Here is a 17,912-nt window from a genome sequence, read left to right on the forward strand (position 1 = left end):
TAAACCCGCTCCCACAGGAACTTCTCCGAACCTGAGGGCGGCGCATCACCTGTGGGAGCGGGTTTACCCGCGAAGAGGCCGGCACAGGTTCTATATAACTGTGAGGAAAGCTATCAGATTTGCTTCACTATAAATCGATTTTTCCCGGGCTATAAGCTCTCGATAATTGCGCGGTCTGTGCATTTCCATCGCCTATCGAGAGCCACCAGCATGACCGAACTCATCGCCGTCGCCCTGTTCACCCTGCTCGCCGTCATCAGCCCTGGTGCCGACTTCGCCATGGTCACCCGCAGTAGTTATGCACAAGGCCGCAAGGCCGGGCTGGCTGCCGCCGTGGGCATTGCATTGGGGGTGCAGGTGCATGTCCTGTACACGGTGCTGGGCATCGCGGTGATCATCAGCCAGAGCCCGGCCTTGTTCCTGGGCATGAAAGTGCTAGGCGCGGGTTACCTGGTTTATCTGGGCTACCAGTCGCTCACCAACACCCGGCGCATCAGCCTCGACGGGGGCGCTGCATCCGCCGCCAGCGTGACGCAGGCCCTGCGCACGGGCTTTCTGACCAACGCCTTCAACCCCAAGACCATGCTGTTCGTCATCAGCGCCTTCACCCAGGTGGTGAAGCCCGGTAGCCCGCTGGTGCTGGATTTTGCCTACGGCGCTTTCATGTCCGTTGCTCACTGGCTGTGGTTCAGCCTGGTGGCGGTGTTCTTCTCCAGCACGGCATTGCGCAAGGCGATGATCGAGCGGCAGATGCTGGTGGACCGGGTGATCGGTGTGGCGCTGATAGGGCTTGGCCTGGCCGTGGCTGTTACCGGCATGCGTTGAGGCGGGAGAAAGAGGGCAGGCCTGTGGTATTTTTCGCAGGCAAAGAAAAAGGGCCTACCTTGCGGTAAGCCCTTTGTCTTGTTTGGTGGCTACACAGGGACTTGAACCCCGGACCCCAGCATTATGAATGCTATGCTCTAACCAACTGAGCTATGTAGCCGATGGCGCGCATTATTCTCTTGAACGGCCCCCCTGTCAACACTCATTTCAAAAAAAATTTGCACGCTTTCAAAAACTTAGCGGCCAGGCCCGCTTTCTGCGTGGCCCAACGGCATGTCGCTGGCTTTCAGGTGCCCGTTGCGCCAGCTGCCGACGGCCTTGAGGTCGGCTTTGCGCACCGGGCCGATACGCGAGCCATCGAAGGTTACCCGCTCGCCCGCCGACACCAAGCGCTGTTCGCCGCCCTGGATAACCATTGCCTGGCCACTGAGCACCACCAGTTCGTCATGGCCTGCATGGCGGGCGACCTGCAGGCGGGTACCGAACACCTGAATGCGCGCATCGCCCACTGTCACCTCCATGGCCCGGCCGTCGAGCATCACTTCCAGGTACACCTGGCCCTGCACCAGTTGTAGTTCGCGTGTACTGCCGCGCAGGTCGGCGTTCATCGCGCTGGCGCTATCCAGGTGCAGAGTGGTGCCATCGGCCAGGCGCAGGCTGCGAAGTTCACCTGCATCGGTATGCAATTGGCTGCCCAGGCGCTGCATCAGCGGCCAGTACAGGTATGCGGCAGCGCCCAGCCCCAGCAGGAACAGCAGCGCCAGCCATTTGCCCAAGTGGCTGCGGCGCGCATTGATCTGGCGCGGGCGGGGGCGAGTGGTCGGCGGCTGCAATTGCCTGGCGGGCATCGGGCTCATGAATTCGGTCTGCTCGCGATAGGGGCCGTTTCGCCCAACGATGACAGGGGAATGGGCCGATGATGCTAATTATATTGAGAAGCATTTACAAGTGCGCTGCGACAGATGAATAAAAAAGGTAGCTAAGTATCTATTCGTTTCCCGATAATCGGATCCCAAACTACGGATGGAGAGTCGGCACATGGCTATCAGTAGCGCCTCCACGGCGCCCACCAGTGCGGCGTCGAGCCAAGCCACGCCGCTGGTGATGCGCATCATCGGTTTCTGCGCCCTGGCGCACCTGATCAATGACCTGATCCAGTCGGTGCTGCCGGCGATCTACCCGATGCTCAAGGCCAACTACGACCTGAGTTTCGCCCAGATCGGCATGATCACCCTGACGTTCCAGATCACCGCTTCGCTGCTGCAGCCTTGGGTCGGCTTCTTCACTGATCGCCGCCCGGCACCGAACCTGTTGCCGCTGGGTACCCTGTGCACCCTGGTGGGTATCGTGATGCTGGCCTTCGTCGGCAGCTTCCCGATGATTCTGCTGGCCTCGGCGCTGGTGGGTATCGGCTCGTCGACCTTCCACCCGGAGACCTCGCGTATCGCGCGCCTGGCCTCGGGTGGGCGCTTCGGCCTGGCCCAGTCGACCTTCCAGGTCGGCGGCAACACCGGCTCGGCCCTGGGCCCGTTGCTGGCGGCGGCCATTGTCATTCCGTTCGGCCAGAGCCACGTGGCCTGGTTCGGCCTGGCTGCGCTGTTCTTCCTCGGCGTCACCCTGATGCTGCGTGGCTGGTACAAGGAGCACCTCAACCAGGCCAAGGCGCGCAAGGCAGTGCAGGCGATCCACGGCATTTCCCGCGGGCGGGTGATCGTGGCGCTGATCGTGCTGGGCCTGCTGGTGTTCTCCAAGTACTTCTACATGGCCAGCTTCACCAGCTACTTCACTTTCTACCTGATCGAGAAGTTCGATGTGTCGGTGGCCAGTTCGCAGCTGCACCTGTTCCTGTTCCTCGGTGCGGTGGCGGCAGGAACCTTCTTCGGCGGACCGATCGGTGACCGGATCGGGCGCAAGGCGGTGATCTGGTTCTCGATCCTTGGCGTGGCGCCGTTCACCCTGGTGCTGCCGTATGCCGACCTGTTCTGGACCACGGTGTTGAGCGTGGTGATCGGCTTTATCCTGGCCTCGGCGTTTTCCGCGATCGTGGTGTATGCGCAGGAGCTGGTGCCGGGCAGCGTGGGCATGATTGCCGGGATCTTCTTCGGGCTGATGTTCGGTTTTGGCGGTATTGGCGCGGCGCTGCTGGGGTATGTGGCAGACCTGCGCGGTATCGAATATGTGTATGGGCTGTGCTCGTTCCTGCCGTTGTTCGGCGTGTTGGCGGTGTTCTTGCCGAGTACCGGTAAGCGCTGATATTGCCGGGGCTGCTTTGCAGCCCATCGCCGGCAAGCCAGCTCCCCACCTCGACCACATCGGCCTCAAGCCATGCGCAGTCCCTGTAGGAGTCTGGCTTGCCGGCGACGGGGCGCAGCGGCCCCCGACGATTGACGGCCTGACACCCTTGGCCTAGAGTGCCGCCTCTTTCCAGACCACCTGCGTAGTAGCCAAAGCAATGTGCCGTACCCAGTCCCTGCCAAACACCCGCCAGCCGGCCCTCCAGGCCCTGCGTCGTGCGTGGCCGAGCGACACGGTGCTCAAGCGTCGCCGCAGCGTGCTGTTTGCCTTCACCTTCTCGCCACACCTCGCCTGAACTGATCTGCGCTTACGCGTCGCTCGCCGCCCTGGCGTGCGCGCCTGTGTCTGCACGTCTTTTCGGTCTGCAAGGAGTGGTACATGAACATGCGTTTGCTGGCGGGCTTGTTGTTCGCCGTTTCGGTCGTGGGTTTCAGTTTGGGGGCCAGCCTGCCGCTGGTGTCGTTGCGCCTGCATGAGGCCGGTGCAAGTACCCTGGAAATCGGCATCATCTCGGCCATACCCGCCGCGGGCATGATGCTCTCGGCGTTCCTGGTCGACGCCTGCTGTCGCCACCTCACCCGGCGCACCATCTACCTGCTGTGCTTCAGCCTGTGCACGCTCAGCATTGCCTTGCTCGAGTCGTCGTTCGGCTCGCTGTGGCTGCTGGCGCTGTTGCGCCTGGGCCTGGGGCTGGGCATGGGGATCGCCATCATCCTCGGCGAGTCGTGGGTCAACGAGCTGTGCCCGGAGCACAACCGCGGCAAGATCATGGCCCTGTACGCCACCAGCTTTACCGGTTTCCAGGTGCTCGGCCCGGCCATGCTGGCGGTGCTGGGCGCCGACAGCCCATGGATCACCGCTGTGGTCACCGCCTGCTATGGCCTGGCGCTGCTGTGCATCGTGCTGACCGTGCCCAACGACCATGTGGAACATGAAGAGGGTGAAAAGAGCTTCGGCCTGGCCGGTTTCTTCCGCGTGGCGCCGGCGTTGTGCGTGGCGGTGCTGTTCTTCTCGTTCTTCGATGCCGTGGTGCTGTCGCTGCTGCCGGTGTATGCCACCAGCCATGGCTTTGCCGTGGGTGTGGCGGCGCTGATGGTGACCGTGGTGTTTGCCGGCGACATGGTGTTCCAGTTGCCGCTCGGCTGGTTGGCCGACCGGGTGGAGCGCACCGGGTTGCACCTGGTATGCGGGCTGCTGGCGATGGCGATCGGTATCGGCCTGCCCTGGCTGCTGAACATGACCTGGCTGCTGTGGCCGCTGCTGGTGCTGCTGGGCGCAGTGGCAGGGGGTATCTACACCCTGGCGCTGGTGCTGATCGGGCAGCGCTTCAAGGGCCAGGACCTGGTCACCGCCAATGCCAGCGTGGGGCTGCTGTGGGGCGTGGGTAGCCTGGTCGGGCCGCTGGTGAGCGGTGCGGCGATGGATGTGGCGCCGCATGGTCTGCCCATCGCACTGGCGCTGATGGCCGGGTTGTTCGTGTGCTTTGCCCGGCAGTCCTACCGGCGCGCGGGGCGGTTGCGGATGATTGCCGACTGACGGTCAGGAATTGGTTGCGCAAGAACCGGCGTTTGCCCGATGAGCGGCTGCGCTAAGCTGGACCTGCAATCGACTTGATGGAGGTTCCATGATCCTGGCCGACCTTTCGCCTGACGCCTACCGCGAGGCCACCGAATACCTGGCGGCGCTGGACCCGGACTGGGCACGGCATATCGCAGCGACCGGGCCTTGCCTGCACCAGGCCACGCCGGGGCGGGAGCCTTATGAGGTGTTGGTGCGGGCGATCGCCTACCAGCAACTGCATGCCCGTGCTGCCGAGGCAATTCTTGGGCGCTTGCTGGCGCTGTTCCCGGAGGCTGCGTTCCCAGGGCCCGAGCAATTGTTGGCGGTTACACCGGAAACCATGCGCGCCTGTGGTTTTTCCGCGAGCAAGCTGGCGACGATCCAGGGCATTGCCCAGGGCCGTCTGGAGGGTGTGGTGCCGACCCGGGAAGAGGCACTGGCCATGTCTGACGAGGCGTTGATCGAACGGCTGGTGACATTGCGCGGGGTAGGGCGGTGGACGGTGGAGATGTTGCTGATCTATAGCCTGGCGCGTTCGGACGTGCTGCCGGTGGACGATTTTGGCGTGCGCGAGGGGTATCGGCGGATGAAGGGGCTGGACACGGCGCCGACGCCGGCGCAGATGCGTTCGCTGGGCGGCGGTTGGCGGCCGTACCGCACCGTGGCGGCCTGGTACCTGTGGCGGGCCTGAGGTTTTTGCATGGTCTGCACCGGCCCTTTCGCGGGCTTGCCCGCTCCCACAGGTACAGCGCAATTTTCAAGGCAGATGCGATCCCTGTGGGAGCGGGCATGCCCGCGAAGAGGCCGGCACAGGCGACAACTTATCTGGAAGCTGACCAATGAACCCCTACACCACCCCCGACCAACGCTGGCAAGCCGTAGAATCCCGCGAAACCGCCGCCACCGGCCACTTCGTCTACGCCGTGCGCACCACCGGGATCTACTGCCAGCCCGGCTGCAAATCACGCCTTGCCAAGCGAACCAACGTCGAGTTCTACGACACCCCAGCCGCCGCCGAAGCCGCCGGCTACCGCGCCTGCAAACGTTGCACCGCCACCAGCAACCCCAGCGCCACCCGCCACAGCCAGTTAATCACCCGCGCCTGCCGCCTGATCGAAGCCAGCGACCCCGCCCCCGGCCTCGACCAACTCAGCGCCCAACTGGCTGTCAGCCCTTTCCACCTGCACCGCCTGTTCAAGGCCGAAACCGGGCTTACCCCCAAGGCCTACGCCACCGCCTTCCGCGCCCGGCGCCTGCGCGCGCACCTGGAAGATGGCCAGCGCTCGGTCACCGATGCCATCTACGATGCCGGCTACAACTCCAACAGCCGCTTCTACGAAAGCGCCGACCAGCGCCTGGGCATGCGTCCGCGGCAATACCGCGCCGGCGGCGCCGGGGCAACCATCCACTTCGCTCTCGGCCAGTGCTCTCTGGGTGCGATCCTGGTCGCCCAGAGCGAGAAGGGCATTTGCGCGATTCTGCTGGGCGACGACCCCGAGGCCCTGCTGCACGACCTGCAGGACCAGTTCCCCAAGGCCCGGCTGATCGGCGGCGACAGCGCCTACGAACGGCTGGTTGCCGAAGTGGTGGGCTTCGTCGAAGCGCCGGCACTGGGCCTGGCCCTGCCACTGGATGTGCAAGGCACGGCCTTCCAGGAACGGGTGTGGCAGGCCCTGCGCGAGGTGCCGGCCGGCAGCCGGGTCAGCTACACCGACATCGCCGAGCGCATCGGTGCACCCAAGGCGGTGCGCGCGGTGGCCATGGCCTGCGCGGCCAACCACATCGCCGTGGCCATCCCCTGTCATCGGGTAGTGCGTCGGGACGGCGACATCAGCGGCTACCGCTGGGGCGTCGAGCGCAAACAGCAACTGCTCAAGCGAGAAACGGCACTCTCCTGATCGCGTGAAGCCGAGTAGAATCCGCCGCCAAATCGAATTGTAAAGAGGAATATTCGATGAGGCGTGTCAGCCTTGCCCGTTATTGTCCAGGCCTTATGGTCCTGATGGCCCTGATGCTGGCGCTCGCCAGCCCGGCCTGGTCGGCCCCGGCCACACCCTTGTCCAACCTGGCGGTTGCCGAAGCGCCCGTGCTGGATGAGAACGCCAGCTTCGAGCAACTGAGCGAGCGGCTGGACCAGATCCGTCAGGGGGTCACCAACGAGGCCAACGACGATCTGCTGTCGCAACTGCGCCTGGGCGCCATGCAGGTTCAGCGCCAGGCCGATGCGTTGACTGCCCTGCGCACCACGGATGTGGAAAAAGTCGACGACCAGCTCAAGGTTATCGGCCCGGTCCAGCCGGACGAGGCCGCCACCCTGACCCAGCAGCGTAAAGCGTTGGAAGCCGAGAAGAAGGCCTTGGTAGCCCAGCAGGACCAGGCTGCCAAGCTGACCCAATCGGCCCGCGACCTGTCCACGCAAATCGTCAACCTGCGGCGCAGCCAGTTCAACTCGCAGATCACCAGCCGCGCGGCCTCACCGCTGAGCCCGGCATTCTGGCAGAGCATCATTCGTCCCACCCAGGACGATGTGGGGCGCCTGCGTGACCTGCGTGGCGAGACGGCCGATGCCATCGGCAGTGCCTTCAGCGCCGAACACCGCTGGCTGTTCATTACCAGCCTGGTGGCGGCAATCCTGGTCTGGACTTTGGTGCGCCGCGTGCTCGAGCGTTTGCTGGCCAACGCCATGGTCAGCTGGCTACCCGAAGGCCGCCTGCGCCGCAGTGCGTTGGCGCTGGGTGTGAGCCTGGCAACCCTGGGTACCATCGCCGGCTCGGTCTCGCTGCTGCGTTGGGGGCTGGAGAGCAGCGCCGAGCTGGGCTCCGATATCGCCAGCCTGGCCAACCATGTGCTCGCCCTGGTGGTGTTCAGCGCCTTCATCACTGGTCTGGGCCGCGCCATGCTGATGCTGCAACGCCCGTCCTGGCGCTTGCCGCCGATCCACGACGAAGTGGCCAGCGCGCTGGGCTGGTTCCCCAAGGTGCTGGCGTTGGCACTGATGGTCATGATGACCATGGAGCGCATCAACAGCGTGATCGGTGCCAGCCTGGCGCTGACCGTGGCGGTCAACGGCCTGACCGCGCTGGTGGTGGCGGTCACCTTCGCCTGTGCACTGCTGCGATACCGCCGTACCCTGCGCAAGCATGACCTGGAACAGCCCACGGGCCTGGCCGGGTTGATCCCGTTCGTGATGGTGATCTGGCTGACGCTGATCCTGATGGCCCTGCTCACCGGTTACCTGACACTCGCCTACTTCCTCACTGCCAAGCTGCTGTGGGTCAGCCTGGTGGTCACCTGTGCCTATCTGCTGACCACCTTCTTTGGCGACCTGTGCGAAACCCTGCTGTCGCCCCGCCAACCAGGCGGCCTGGCGCTGGCCTCGACCCTGGGCCTGGCGCCGCGTCACCAGGCCCAGGCCAGCACCATCCTGGCCGGCATCGGCCGCACCGTGGTGCTGTTCCTGGCACTGCTGCTGGCACTGATGCCGTCGGGCACCAGCCCCAGCGAGCTGCTGCTGAGCCTGGGCGACTGGGACGAAACCGGCGGCAAGCTGCTCGGCAACATGAACATTGTCCCCCAGGACATCCTGTTGGCGGTGGTGATGTTCCTCGGCGGTCTGTTCGCCATCCGCGTGGTCAAGCGCTGGCTGAGCGATCGCCTGCTGCCGGAAACCGACATGGACGCCGGCATGCGTGCCTCGCTGGTGACCCTGGTGGGTTACCTGGGCTTCATCTTCCTGGCCATGCTGGTGATGTCGACCCTGCGCATCAACCTCACCAGCCTGACCTGGGTGGTCAGTGCCCTGTCGGTGGGTATCGGTTTCGGCTTGCAGCAGATCGTGCAGAACTTCATCTCTGGCCTGATCCTGCTGACCGAGCGCCCGGTGAAGGTGGGCGACTGGGTCAGCCTGGCGGGCGTCGAGGGCGACATTCGCCGTATCAACGTGCGTGCCACCGAGATCCAGATGTCCGACCGTTCGACGGTAATCGTGCCCAACTCGCAGTTCATTTCCCAGAACGTGCGCAACGTGACCATGGGCAATGCCTTGGGCGTGGTCGGCATTACGCTGACGCTGCCGCTGGAGACCGATGCCAACCGCGTGCGTGAATTGCTGCTGGCGGCTTACCAGGAGCACGAGGCGATTCTGGATGCGCCGGCCACCTCGGTGTCGTTCAAGGACCTGACCAGCAGCGGGATGGTGATTGGCGTGAGTGGTTACGTGGCGGGGCCGCGGCAGGTGTCTGGTACCCGTAGCGACCTGCTGTTCACCATTCTTGGGCGCCTGCGTGATGAAGGCATTTCCTTGTCGTCGCCGCAGAGCATGGTGTTGGTGCAAGAGGGCAATCGCTCGGCTGACGAGTCGGTGTGAAGCCAATCGCCGGCAAGCCGGCTCTCACAAGGGCCGCGTCGCCTTCAAGCCATACGCAGTACCTGTGGGTTGCGGGGCGATAGCCTCGGCCAGCACCGGCTGCAGTGCAGGGCACCACCAGGGGCAGGGTGAAGAACTCGGTGTGCCGCTCCCACTTGAACGGATGCCCATCCAGGCGGGTGATGCCCTGGGCGGTTGCGGTGTCCAGGGCATCCGGGCAGCAGCGTCGCCGCCGAGCAAGGCCAGGTGGAAGACATGCGCCGGGCCGTCGAAATACAGCGACGGGCGGGCGTGCAGTTCATTGTGCAAGGCGGTGCGTTGAGGGTGCATGGGTGGTCCGGCCTGGTGTTGTGATTTTGGGGGGACCAGAGAGTGGGACTTTGCCGGGGGCCGTGAAAGTTACCTGTTGGTGACACATTTCCAGTGACACATATTGTCGCAGCGCAGCCGGCAGCTACCGCGAGATTGCGCATACAGTAGCTATTCGACGAGCAGGGAGAACCGAATGCAACCCACACTGTATACGCCACGTTTGCAGCTTCGCCCCCTCGCCCAGCGCGATGCGTCTGCCATCGAGGGCTTGCTGCAGGACCGGGAAATCGCCCAGATGACCTCGCTCATTCCCTTTCCTTACCCGCCAGGCCTGGCGAGTGCCTGGATTGGCCGGCACCCACGGCTCTGGGCGGCCAGGGAAGGGGTGGTGTGGGGGATCTGCTGCCGTGATGAGGGAACGCTGATGGGGGTGATTTCGTTGCGGGAGCTGGGCGGTGCAGCACCGGTGCTGGGGTATTGGCTGGGCAAGGCGTTCTGGGGCAATGGCCATGCCACCCAGGCTGCCAGCCGGGTTTGCCGGTATGCCATTGATGAGCTGGGGATCCATACCCTGGCGGCCAGTTGCCTGAAGCGGAACATTGCGTCCGCCAAGGTGTTGAGCCGGGTGGGGTTCAAGGTCGTCGGGCTAGGGTTCGAGTTGCTCGACAACAAGCCGGGCCATGAAGCGGTTGTGTATCACCGCCTGGGGTAGGGGCTTGCCGGCGAATGGGCCGCATGGCATGTGTTGCCTGCACCGGCCTCTTCGCGAGTAAACCCCCTCCCACAGGTACGGCGCTGCCCTTCAGGCCTGCGCTATCCCTGTGGGAGCGGCCGCAGAAATCTCAGCCCAGACACCGCGTCACATGCTTGACCGACTGGTAGGCCGACAACCCCCACGGCCCCAGCTCACGCCCGATCCCGCTGCCCTTGGTACCACCCCATGAGGTCTCGACGAACACCGCCTGTACCGAGTTGATCCACACATGGCCAACCTCCAGCGCATCGGCCACTCGCTCGGCGCGCTCCAGGTCGGCGGAGCACACCGTCGCCACCAGCCCGAAACGGCTGTCGTTGGCCTCGGCAATCGCCTGTTCCTCGGTAGCAAAGCGCCGTGCGCACAGCACCGGGCCAAAGATTTCCTCGGTCCACAGGCGGCTGTCTTTCGGCACATCGGCATACAGCGTCGGGCTGACGAACCAGCCATCCCGGTCCAGCGCCTTGCCACCGGCCAGGCACTGCAGGCCTTCTTCCCGCGCCGTGGCAAAGTAGCTGGCCACCTTCAACCACTGGGCCTGGCTGGTCAGTGGCCCCATATCGACCTCTTCGGTCAACGGATTACCGACCCGCAGGTTTTCCAGTGCAGCCTGCAAGCGCGTTAGCAGCGCATCGGCAATGCCGTCCTGCACCAGCAGCCGCGAAGTGGCCGAGCACATTTGCCCGGCATTCCAGGTGATGCCGGCGACGATCCATTCCACAGCCTGGTCGACATCGCAATCATCGAACACCACGATCGCCGACTTGCCACCCAGTTCCAGCGTCACCGGCCGGCACTGCGCCGACGCGCTGCGCATCACCTGGCTGCCGACGCTGTTGCTGCCGGTGAACGACAGTTTGTCCAGGCCGTTGTGGTTGCTCAGTGCGGCGCCAGTCTCGGCCTTGCCGTTGACGATGTTCAACACCCCGGCCGGCAGCCCCAGGGCATCGGCGATCTGGCCGTAGGCCTGTTCGATCAGCGGGGTGACTTCCGAGGGCTTGAGCACCACGGTGCAACCGGCAGCCAGGGCCGGGGCGAGCTTCCAGGCGCTGGTCACCAGCGGGAAGTTCCACGGCACGATCAGGCCGACCACGCCCACCGGCTCCAGGCGAGTGCGCGCAGTGAAACCCGGTGCAGCCAAGGGTACGTCACGGTTCTTCGATGGCAGTTGCTCGGCCAGTTCGGCGTAGTAGCTGAAGGTGGCGATGGCGTCGTCCAGGTCGATTTCCGCTTCGTGACGTGGCTTGCCGTTGTTGCGCATCTGCAAGCTGATCAGCGCTTCGCGGCGTTGGCCGAGTTGCTCGGCAAAACCGCGCAGGTAGGCGGCGCGTTCGCTGGCGCTGGTGTTTTTCCAGGCGGGCAGGGCGCCACGGGCAGCGGTCACGGCCTGGTCTACCTGGGCGACGCTGGCGGCCATCAGTTCGGCGAACGGTTGCCCCAGCGCAGGGTCATTGACGCTGATGCAGTCGCTGCCCTGGCCTTCGACCCAGCGGCCGGCGATGTAGTGGGAAGTGGTCATGGTCGGTTTCCAGTCAGGCCATTTCGGCAGTGGTTACCGGCGTGTGCGCGGTGCTTTTGCAACGCACCCAACGCGGGCCCAGGGGGCCATACACGCCAGCAGGTTCGGGGAACAGGTTGAGCAGCAGCAGGTACAGCACGCCGGCCAGCCCCAGGGTGACCGGCAGGCTCAGGTCGATGCCGCCGGCCAGGTCGCCCAGCGGGCCGACGAACTGCCCTGGCAGGTTGACGAAGCACAGGCCGACCGCCGCGCTGGGGATCCACGCCCCCATGCCGCGCCAGTTCCAGCCATGCAGGAACCAGTAGTGGCCGCCACGCTGGCCGCGGGTGAACACCTGCAGGTCGTCGGCATGGTAGAAGCCGCGGCGAGTGATCAGGCCGAGGATCATGATCACCATCCACGGGCTGGTGCAGGTGATGATCAGCACGGCGAAGGTCGACACGCTCTGTACCAGGTTGAAGGTGAAGCGGCCGATGAAGATGAAGCCGATCGCCAGCACACCGATCAGCAGTGTGGCGCCGGCACGGCTGAGCAGGCGTGGGAACACGCTGGACATGTCCAGGCCAGTGCCGTACAGCGCCGTGGTGCCGGTGGACATGCCACCGATTACCGCAATCAGGCACACCGGCAGGAAGAACCAGCTTGGCGCCACCGCCAGCAGGCCACCGACGTAGTTGTTGGCGGCGATGTAGTCCGGTGCCTGGGTGGCCACCAGGGTGGCGGTGCACAGGCCGAACAGGAACGGGATCAGGGTCGCGCCCTGGGCCGCGATCACCGCCAGCATGATGCGCGCCTTGGGCGTTTCACGCGGGATGTAGCGTGACCAGTCGCCGAGGAACGCACCGAACGACACCGGGTTGCTCATGGCCAGGATCGCCGCGCCGACAAAGGCCGCCCAGAAGCCCGCCTGGCCGAGGTTGACGCTGCCCGCGTAGCCGGCATCGAACGGCCCGGCAAAGGCAACGATGCCCAGCAGGAACAGCAGGCTCGAGGCCCACACGGCAACTTTGTTGACCCACAGCATGAAGCGGAAGCCGAAGATGCACACCACCAGCACCAGCACCGCGAACAGGCCGTAGGCCAGGCCCAGGGTCAGGTCGGTTTCCGGCAGGCCAGCCAGGCGCTTGGCGCCACCGACCAGGGCGTCGCCCGAGCTCCACACCGACAGCGAAAAGAACGCCACCGCGGTGAGCAGCGACAGGAACGAGCCGACGATGCGCCCGTGCACGCCAAAGTGCGCGCCCGACGACACCGCGTTGTTGGTGCCGTTGAGCGCACCGAACAGGCCCATGGGCGCGAGGATCAGCGCGCCCACGGCGACGCCGAGCAGGATCGCCCACACGCCGGCCTGGAACGACAGCCCGAACAGCACCGGGAAACTGCCCAGCACGGCGGTGGCGAAGGTATTGGCGCCGCCGAAGATCAGGCGGAACAGGTCCAGCGGGGAGGCGTCGCGTTGATCGTCGGGGATCTGTTCGACGCCGTTGGTCTCGATACCGGTCGAGTGGCTCATGGTGATGCTCCAGCGCGGTTGTTGTGGGTCGGCGCAGTGCGCGGGCCTTCTTGTGGGTGCGATGGCAGGGCGGCAGGGCCGCGTAAAAAAGCAGATCAGGCCGGCGATACGACCGACAGGTGCTCGTGGCAGGCCAGCCACTGTTCGCCGTGGCGGCGGAAGACGATGGTCTCGCGCTCGCTCAACTGGTGTTCTTCGCCGGCGATGCGGATGTGCGTGGCCACATCGTGCATGAAGATCGCCACGTCACCTTGCAGGCTCACCTGGGCATTGCCTGATTCGCAGGCGAGCACGGCGAAACCGTCGGCCTGCCACTGGGCCCAGAGTTGCTCGTAGGCTCGGCGCGACAGCAGCGGTTGCGGCAGGGTGTGGAAAAGGAAGCTGGCGTCTTCGCTGAAGCAGGCGAAATAGCGGGCGGTGTCGTTGCTGGCGAACGCGGCAACGAGGTCGGCGGCGGCTTGCCGTACCTGGAGTGTCTGGTCCACGGGAGTGGCCTCACGGTTCTTGTGATTGTGGTGAAGCGATTCTGGTGGCGGTCGGCGAGGGGAAAAATCGCTGCGGGCAAATAATCAGTTCAGGAATTTGTGAAGTGACGGCTGTGCTTTCCTTACTGTGGGAGCGGACCGCTACAGCCAACAATGAGCTAACCGACTGACGGTCCCCCCCAGCTCTCATCCTTGCCTACGCTGATACACCCAACCCGCTGAAGCAAGGAGAACTGTCATGGCCTTCCAATACAAGCGTCTGGACAAGAACAACGCTGCTGTGCTGCTGGTTGACCACCAGACTGGTCTGCTCTCGCTGGTAAGGGACATAGACCCAGACCGCTTCAAGAACAACGTCCTGGCCCTGTCGGACCTGGCCAAGTACTTCAAGCTGCCGACCATCCTCACCACCAGTTTCGAGACCGGCCCCAACGGCCCGCTGGTGCCCGAACTGAAAGAGCAGTTCCCCGACGCCCCGTACATCGCACGCCCTGGCAACATCAACGCCTGGGACAACGAGGACTTCGTCAAGGCCGTCAAAGCCACCGGCAAGAAGCAACTGCTGATCGCCGGGGTGGTGACTGAAGTGTGCGTGGCCTTCCCGGCACTGTCGGCGCTGGAGGAGGGCTTTGAGGTATTTGTCGTCACCGACGCCTCCGGCACCTTCAACGAACTGACTCGGGACTCGGCCTGGCGGCGCATGGAGGCGGCCGGGGCGCAGTTGATGACCTGGTTCGGCGTGGCCTGCGAGCTGCACCGGGACTGGCGCAATGACATCGAAGGGCTGGGGACCCTGTTCTCCAACCATATTCCGGACTACCGCAACCTGATGACCAGCTACAACAAGCTGGCCAGGTAATCCGGCCTTGAAGGCACCGCATACCCTGTGGGAGCGGGTTTACCCGCGAAGACGTCGATAGTTTCAATGACGCATTCGCGGGTGAACCCGCTCCCACACCCTCCCCGGAACACCCACCAGCACCCGCAGAATCAATGAGATAGAACCAGGCCTGCGAAATCTGCAAGCGAAGCGGCAAAGCGCCATGGATCGACCATACTGACTCTTCATCCGCCCTCAGGAGAGTGCCATGTCGAAGTCGTCCAGGAAGAAAGATCCCAGGAACCAGCCGAAAAAACTGGGCGGCAAGGCCTATGAGAAGGAACTCAAGCAGCTGCATGTGGAACTGGTGAAACTGCAGGAGTGGGTGGTCGCCAAGGGCCTGAAGGTGTGCATTGTCTTCGAGGGCCGCGACGGTGCTGGCAAGGGCGGCACCATCAAGGCCATTACCGAGCGTGTCAGCCCGCGAGTATTCCGCGTGGTGGCGCTGCCGGCACCGACCGAGCGGGAAAAGACCCAGATGTACGTACAACGCTACCTGGGGCACTTGCCCGCTGCAGGCGAGGTAGTGATCTTCGACCGCAGCTGGTACAACCGCGCCGGTGTCGAGCGGGTGATGGGCTTCTGCAGCGAAGAGCAGAGCAGCAAGTTTCTCACCGTGGTGCCGCTGTTCGAAAAGATGATGGTCGAGTCGGGGATCATCCTCATCAAGTACTGGCTGGAAGTCAGTGCCGAAGAGCAGACCCGCCGCCTGCAAGACCGCATCAACGATGGCCGCAAGCTGTGGAAGCTGTCGCCGATGGACCTCAAGTCGTACACCCGCTGGGATGAGTACACCCGGGCCCGCGACGACATGTTCGCCGCCTCCGATTCGTCCTGGGCACCTTGGTTCATGGCCCATTCCAACGACAAGCGCCGTGCCCGGCTGAACATCATCAGCCATCTGCTGACGCGCATTCCCTACAAGGACATTACCCGCGACGAGGTAGTGAAGTTGCCCAGGCGCGGCAAGATCGGCAAATACAAGGCCGTGAACTATCCGTTCAAAGTCGTCGAAGAGCGTTTCTGATCCTTCCCTGCGGGGAGCAGCGGAGAGAGCGAGCCTATGCCACATGACGGCAGCCTGTTGCAGGCGACGGTGGTGTTCCTGCTGGCCGTGGTGCTTCTGGTGCCGCTGGCGCAGCGTTTGAAAATGGGGGCAGTGCCCGGCTATCTGCTGGCGGGCATCCTGATAGGGCCGTCGGTGTTTGGCCTGCTGAACAACCCGGATAACGTGGCGCGCCTGTCGGAGATGGGTGTGGTGATGCTGCTGTTCGTCATCGGCCTGGAGCTTTCGCCGAGGCGTTTGTGGACCATGCGCCGGGCGCTGTTCGGCATCGGCTCGCTACAAGTGGGCCTGAGCGCCATAGTGCTTGGCCTGCTGGCGTACTGGCTGTTCGACCAGTCGAAGCAGGCAGCCATCGTGCTGGGCTTGGGGCTGGCGCTGTCGTCCACCGCGTTTGGCCTGCAAGTGCTGGCCGAGCGCAAGGACCTGGGCAAGCCGCATGGTCGCCTGGCCGTGGCGATCCTGTTGTTCCAGGACATTGCCGCGATCCCGCTGATTGCCGTGGTGCCGTTGCTCGGAGGTGACGTCAGTACCGCCGACGAAGGCGCCTGGCCGGTGCTGGCGGTGGTGGCTGGTATAGGTGTGGTGATTATCTTTGGCCGCTACCTGCTGACCCCTGTCTTCAAATGGACAGTCGGTTCGGGCCTGCCCGAGCTGTCGACCGCTACCGCCTTGCTGGTGGTGCTGGGCACTGCCTGGGTGATGGAGCACGTGGGCGTGTCCATGGCGCTGGGGGCATTCCTGGCGGGCGTCTTGATGGCTGAGTCGCCTTTCCGCCATGAACTGGAAACCCAGATCGAACCCATCAAGGGGCTGCTGCTGGGGCTGTTCTTCGTTGGCGTGGGGATGAGTGCCGACCTGCGCCTGCTGTTCGGCATGCCATTGCTGGTACTGGCGCTGACCCTGCTGCTGGTGGTCATCAAGCTGCCGCTGCTGTATGGCCTGGGGCGCATGGCCGGTGGGCTCAACCAGCCCCAGGCGCTGTGCCTGGGCGTGGTGCTGGCGTCTGGCGGCGAGTTTGCCTTCGTGGTGTTCAAGCTGGCACTCGACCATCAGGTGCTGGCGCAGCAGGTGCATGACCTGCTGGTGCTGGCCATCACCTTGTCGATGGCGGTGGTGCCCTTGGTAATGATGGCCCTGGCGCGACAGTTGCGTGACGACAGCCCAGCCCAGGCAAGCCCTGAAACGGGCCACTGAATCGCGCCACATGGCGCACCTGAGTTCGGAGGTGAAGCATGCAACCGGGTCTCAAGCTGGACAGCCGCCTGTCGCGGGGCTTGCTCGATGTGCTCATCAAGGCCGGCCTGGTGGCGGCGCTGGTGATGTTCGCCTTCCAGACGTTCCAGCCGTTCCTGGAGCTGATGCTGTGGTCGGTGATCCTGGCGGTGACCTTGTATCCGCTGTATTGCCGCATCCAGCGCCGCACAGGGCTCAAGGACGGGCTTTCAGCGACGCTGGTGGTGCTACTGGTACTGGTCGTGCTGCTGGTGCCGATCTACCTGGTGGTGATGTCCATCGGCGAATCGGTGGACAGCCTGGTGACGCTGCTCAAGAGCGGTGCCTGGAGCGTGCCGGCACCGCCTGATTCGGTGGCGGCCTGGCCATTGATCGGGCCGAAGGTGCATGCCCTGTGGCTGGCCGCTTCGGAAAACATGGCCGGTGTGCTGAACCAGTGGATGCCCCAGCTCAAGGGCGCCGGGCGCACGGTGCTGGGTGCAGCAGCCAGCGCAGGGGGGGCGTTCCTGTTGTTCATCGCGGCGATCATCGTCTCGGGCATCATCATGGCGTTTGGTGACCGCGGTGAAATCGCGGCGCAGCGCATTGCCATGCGGGTGTCGGGCGAGGAGCGTGGCAAGCCACTGGCCAAGCTGTGCACCGCCACCATTCGCGCGGTGGCCCAGGGCGTGATCGGCATTGCCTTCATCCAGATGCTGCTGATCGGTGTCGGCTTCGTCATCAAAGGGGTACCGGGGGCGGGGATGCTGGCCATCGTCATCCTCATGCTGGGGATTGCCCAGGCGCCGGCCACGTTGATCACGGTGCCGGTGATCATCTACGTATTCAACGTCGAAGGCTTTACCGTGGCGACCATCATCTTCGCCATCTACAGCTTTGTCGCCGGGCTTGCCGACAACGTGCTCAAGCCGCTGCTGCTGGGGCGCGGGGTGGACGTGCCGATGCCGGTGGTGTTGATCGGGGCGCTGGGCGGCATGGTGGTCAAAGGCATCATCGGCCTGTTCATCGGCCCGGTGATCCTTGGCGTCACCTACGTGCTGTTCTGGCAGTGGGTGGCGCTGCAGGTGCCGGAAAACCCCGTCGAGCCATCGGCGTAAGCCAAGG

Annotated in this window: 15 protein-coding genes, 1 tRNA gene and 2 pseudogenes; 12 read left to right on the forward strand and 6 right to left on the reverse strand. The window is 64.4% G+C overall.

Translation table 11 applies throughout. The annotated features are described in order from the left end of the window. The first annotated feature begins 210 nt into the window (after positions 1-210). Positions 211-825: a LysE family translocator gene (locus ACIQYU_RS00580; RefSeq protein ID WP_207832355.1), complete on the forward strand. Its 615-nt coding sequence runs from the start codon at positions 211-213 to the stop codon at positions 823-825. 83 nt (positions 826-908) lie between these two features. Here ACIQYU_RS00580 and ACIQYU_RS00585 read toward each other — a convergent pair. Both ACIQYU_RS00585 and ACIQYU_RS00590 read right to left on the reverse strand, forming a co-directional pair. Further along, a tRNA-Met gene (locus ACIQYU_RS00585) sits at positions 909-985 on the reverse strand. Between the two features lie 103 nt (positions 986-1,088). Further along, a pseudogene (locus ACIQYU_RS00590) lies at positions 1,089-1,682 on the reverse strand (FecR family protein); the annotation flags it as partial. Between the two features lie 181 nt (positions 1,683-1,863). Here ACIQYU_RS00590 and ACIQYU_RS00595 point away from each other — a divergent pair. The 6 genes from ACIQYU_RS00595 to ACIQYU_RS00620 all read left to right on the forward strand — a co-directional run bounded on the left by ACIQYU_RS00595 (position 1,864) and on the right by ACIQYU_RS00620 (position 9,046). Next, a complete protein-coding gene (locus ACIQYU_RS00595) occupies positions 1,864-3,078 on the forward strand; it encodes an MFS transporter (RefSeq protein WP_233688086.1) in 1,215 nt (404 codons plus the stop codon). A gap of 199 nt (positions 3,079-3,277) precedes the next feature. Continuing rightward, positions 3,278-3,415 carry a hypothetical protein gene (locus ACIQYU_RS00600; RefSeq protein ID WP_233688085.1) on the forward strand — a complete coding sequence of 46 codons (138 nt, stop codon included), beginning with the start codon at positions 3,278-3,280 and terminating at the stop codon, positions 3,413-3,415. Positions 3,416-3,498: 83 nt separating this feature from the next. Next, on the forward strand, positions 3,499-4,656 hold the full coding sequence (locus tag ACIQYU_RS00605) for an MFS transporter (RefSeq protein ID WP_233688084.1): 1,158 nt from the start codon (positions 3,499-3,501) through the stop codon (positions 4,654-4,656). An 88-nt stretch (positions 4,657-4,744) separates the two neighbouring features. Then, complete coding sequence (locus ACIQYU_RS00610) at positions 4,745-5,371, forward strand: DNA-3-methyladenine glycosylase (RefSeq protein ID WP_207832363.1); 627 nt, start codon at positions 4,745-4,747, stop codon at positions 5,369-5,371. Positions 5,372-5,519: 148 nt separating this feature from the next. After that, entirely contained in the window at positions 5,520-6,578 is a 1,059-nt protein-coding gene (gene ada, locus ACIQYU_RS00615) for a bifunctional DNA-binding transcriptional regulator/O6-methylguanine-DNA methyltransferase Ada (protein ID WP_207832365.1), read from the forward strand. Positions 6,579-6,634: 56 nt separating this feature from the next. Further along, on the forward strand, positions 6,635-9,046 hold the full coding sequence (locus ACIQYU_RS00620; protein ID WP_233688083.1) for a DUF3772 domain-containing protein: 2,412 nt from the start codon (positions 6,635-6,637) through the stop codon (positions 9,044-9,046). 69 nt (positions 9,047-9,115) lie between these two features. On the opposite strand, the pseudogene ACIQYU_RS00625 reads toward ACIQYU_RS00620, so the two are convergent. Beyond that, positions 9,116-9,376 (reverse strand): annotated as a pseudogene (locus ACIQYU_RS00625) (DUF3422 family protein); the annotation flags it as partial. Positions 9,377-9,551: 175 nt separating this feature from the next. Here ACIQYU_RS00625 and ACIQYU_RS00630 point away from each other — a divergent pair. After that, complete coding sequence (locus ACIQYU_RS00630) at positions 9,552-10,070, forward strand: GNAT family N-acetyltransferase (RefSeq protein WP_375149712.1); 519 nt, start codon at positions 9,552-9,554, stop codon at positions 10,068-10,070. Between the two features lie 130 nt (positions 10,071-10,200). Here ACIQYU_RS00630 and ACIQYU_RS00635 read toward each other — a convergent pair whose 3' ends face one another. From ACIQYU_RS00635 to ACIQYU_RS00645, 3 genes are all read right to left on the reverse strand, one after another. Then, complete coding sequence (locus ACIQYU_RS00635; protein ID WP_207832372.1) at positions 10,201-11,631, reverse strand: aldehyde dehydrogenase family protein; 1,431 nt, start codon at positions 11,629-11,631, stop codon at positions 10,201-10,203. A gap of 13 nt (positions 11,632-11,644) precedes the next feature. Continuing rightward, positions 11,645-13,144, reverse strand: a complete 1,500-nt coding sequence (locus tag ACIQYU_RS00640; RefSeq protein WP_207832374.1) for a cytosine permease — start codon at positions 13,142-13,144, stop codon at positions 11,645-11,647. Between the two features lie 95 nt (positions 13,145-13,239). Continuing rightward, on the reverse strand, positions 13,240-13,629 hold the full coding sequence (locus ACIQYU_RS00645; RefSeq protein ID WP_207832376.1) for a nuclear transport factor 2 family protein: 390 nt from the start codon (positions 13,627-13,629) through the stop codon (positions 13,240-13,242). Positions 13,630-13,867: 238 nt separating this feature from the next. Here ACIQYU_RS00645 and ycaC point away from each other — a divergent pair, with 238 nt between their 5' ends. The 4 genes from ycaC to ACIQYU_RS00665 all read left to right on the forward strand — a co-directional run bounded on the left by ycaC (position 13,868) and on the right by ACIQYU_RS00665 (position 17,905). Continuing rightward, positions 13,868-14,488: an isochorismate family cysteine hydrolase YcaC gene (ycaC, locus tag ACIQYU_RS00650; RefSeq protein WP_186673804.1), complete on the forward strand. Its 621-nt coding sequence runs from the start codon at positions 13,868-13,870 to the stop codon at positions 14,486-14,488. A gap of 229 nt (positions 14,489-14,717) precedes the next feature. Further along, entirely contained in the window at positions 14,718-15,536 is an 819-nt protein-coding gene (gene ppk2 / locus ACIQYU_RS00655) for a polyphosphate kinase 2 (protein WP_207832378.1), read from the forward strand. A 36-nt stretch (positions 15,537-15,572) separates the two neighbouring features. Next, positions 15,573-16,769 (forward strand): monovalent cation:proton antiporter-2 (CPA2) family protein, encoded by a 1,197-nt coding sequence (locus tag ACIQYU_RS00660; RefSeq protein ID WP_207832379.1) that lies wholly within the window; start codon positions 15,573-15,575, stop codon positions 16,767-16,769. Between the two features lie 38 nt (positions 16,770-16,807). Further along, entirely contained in the window at positions 16,808-17,905 is a 1,098-nt protein-coding gene (locus tag ACIQYU_RS00665) for an AI-2E family transporter (RefSeq protein ID WP_207832381.1), read from the forward strand. Positions 17,906-17,912 lie beyond the last annotated feature (7 nt).

This window comes from Pseudomonas sp. NPDC096925 (assembly GCF_044762545.1).
In the GTDB taxonomy this organism is placed as follows: Bacteria; Pseudomonadota; Gammaproteobacteria; order Pseudomonadales; family Pseudomonadaceae; genus Aquipseudomonas.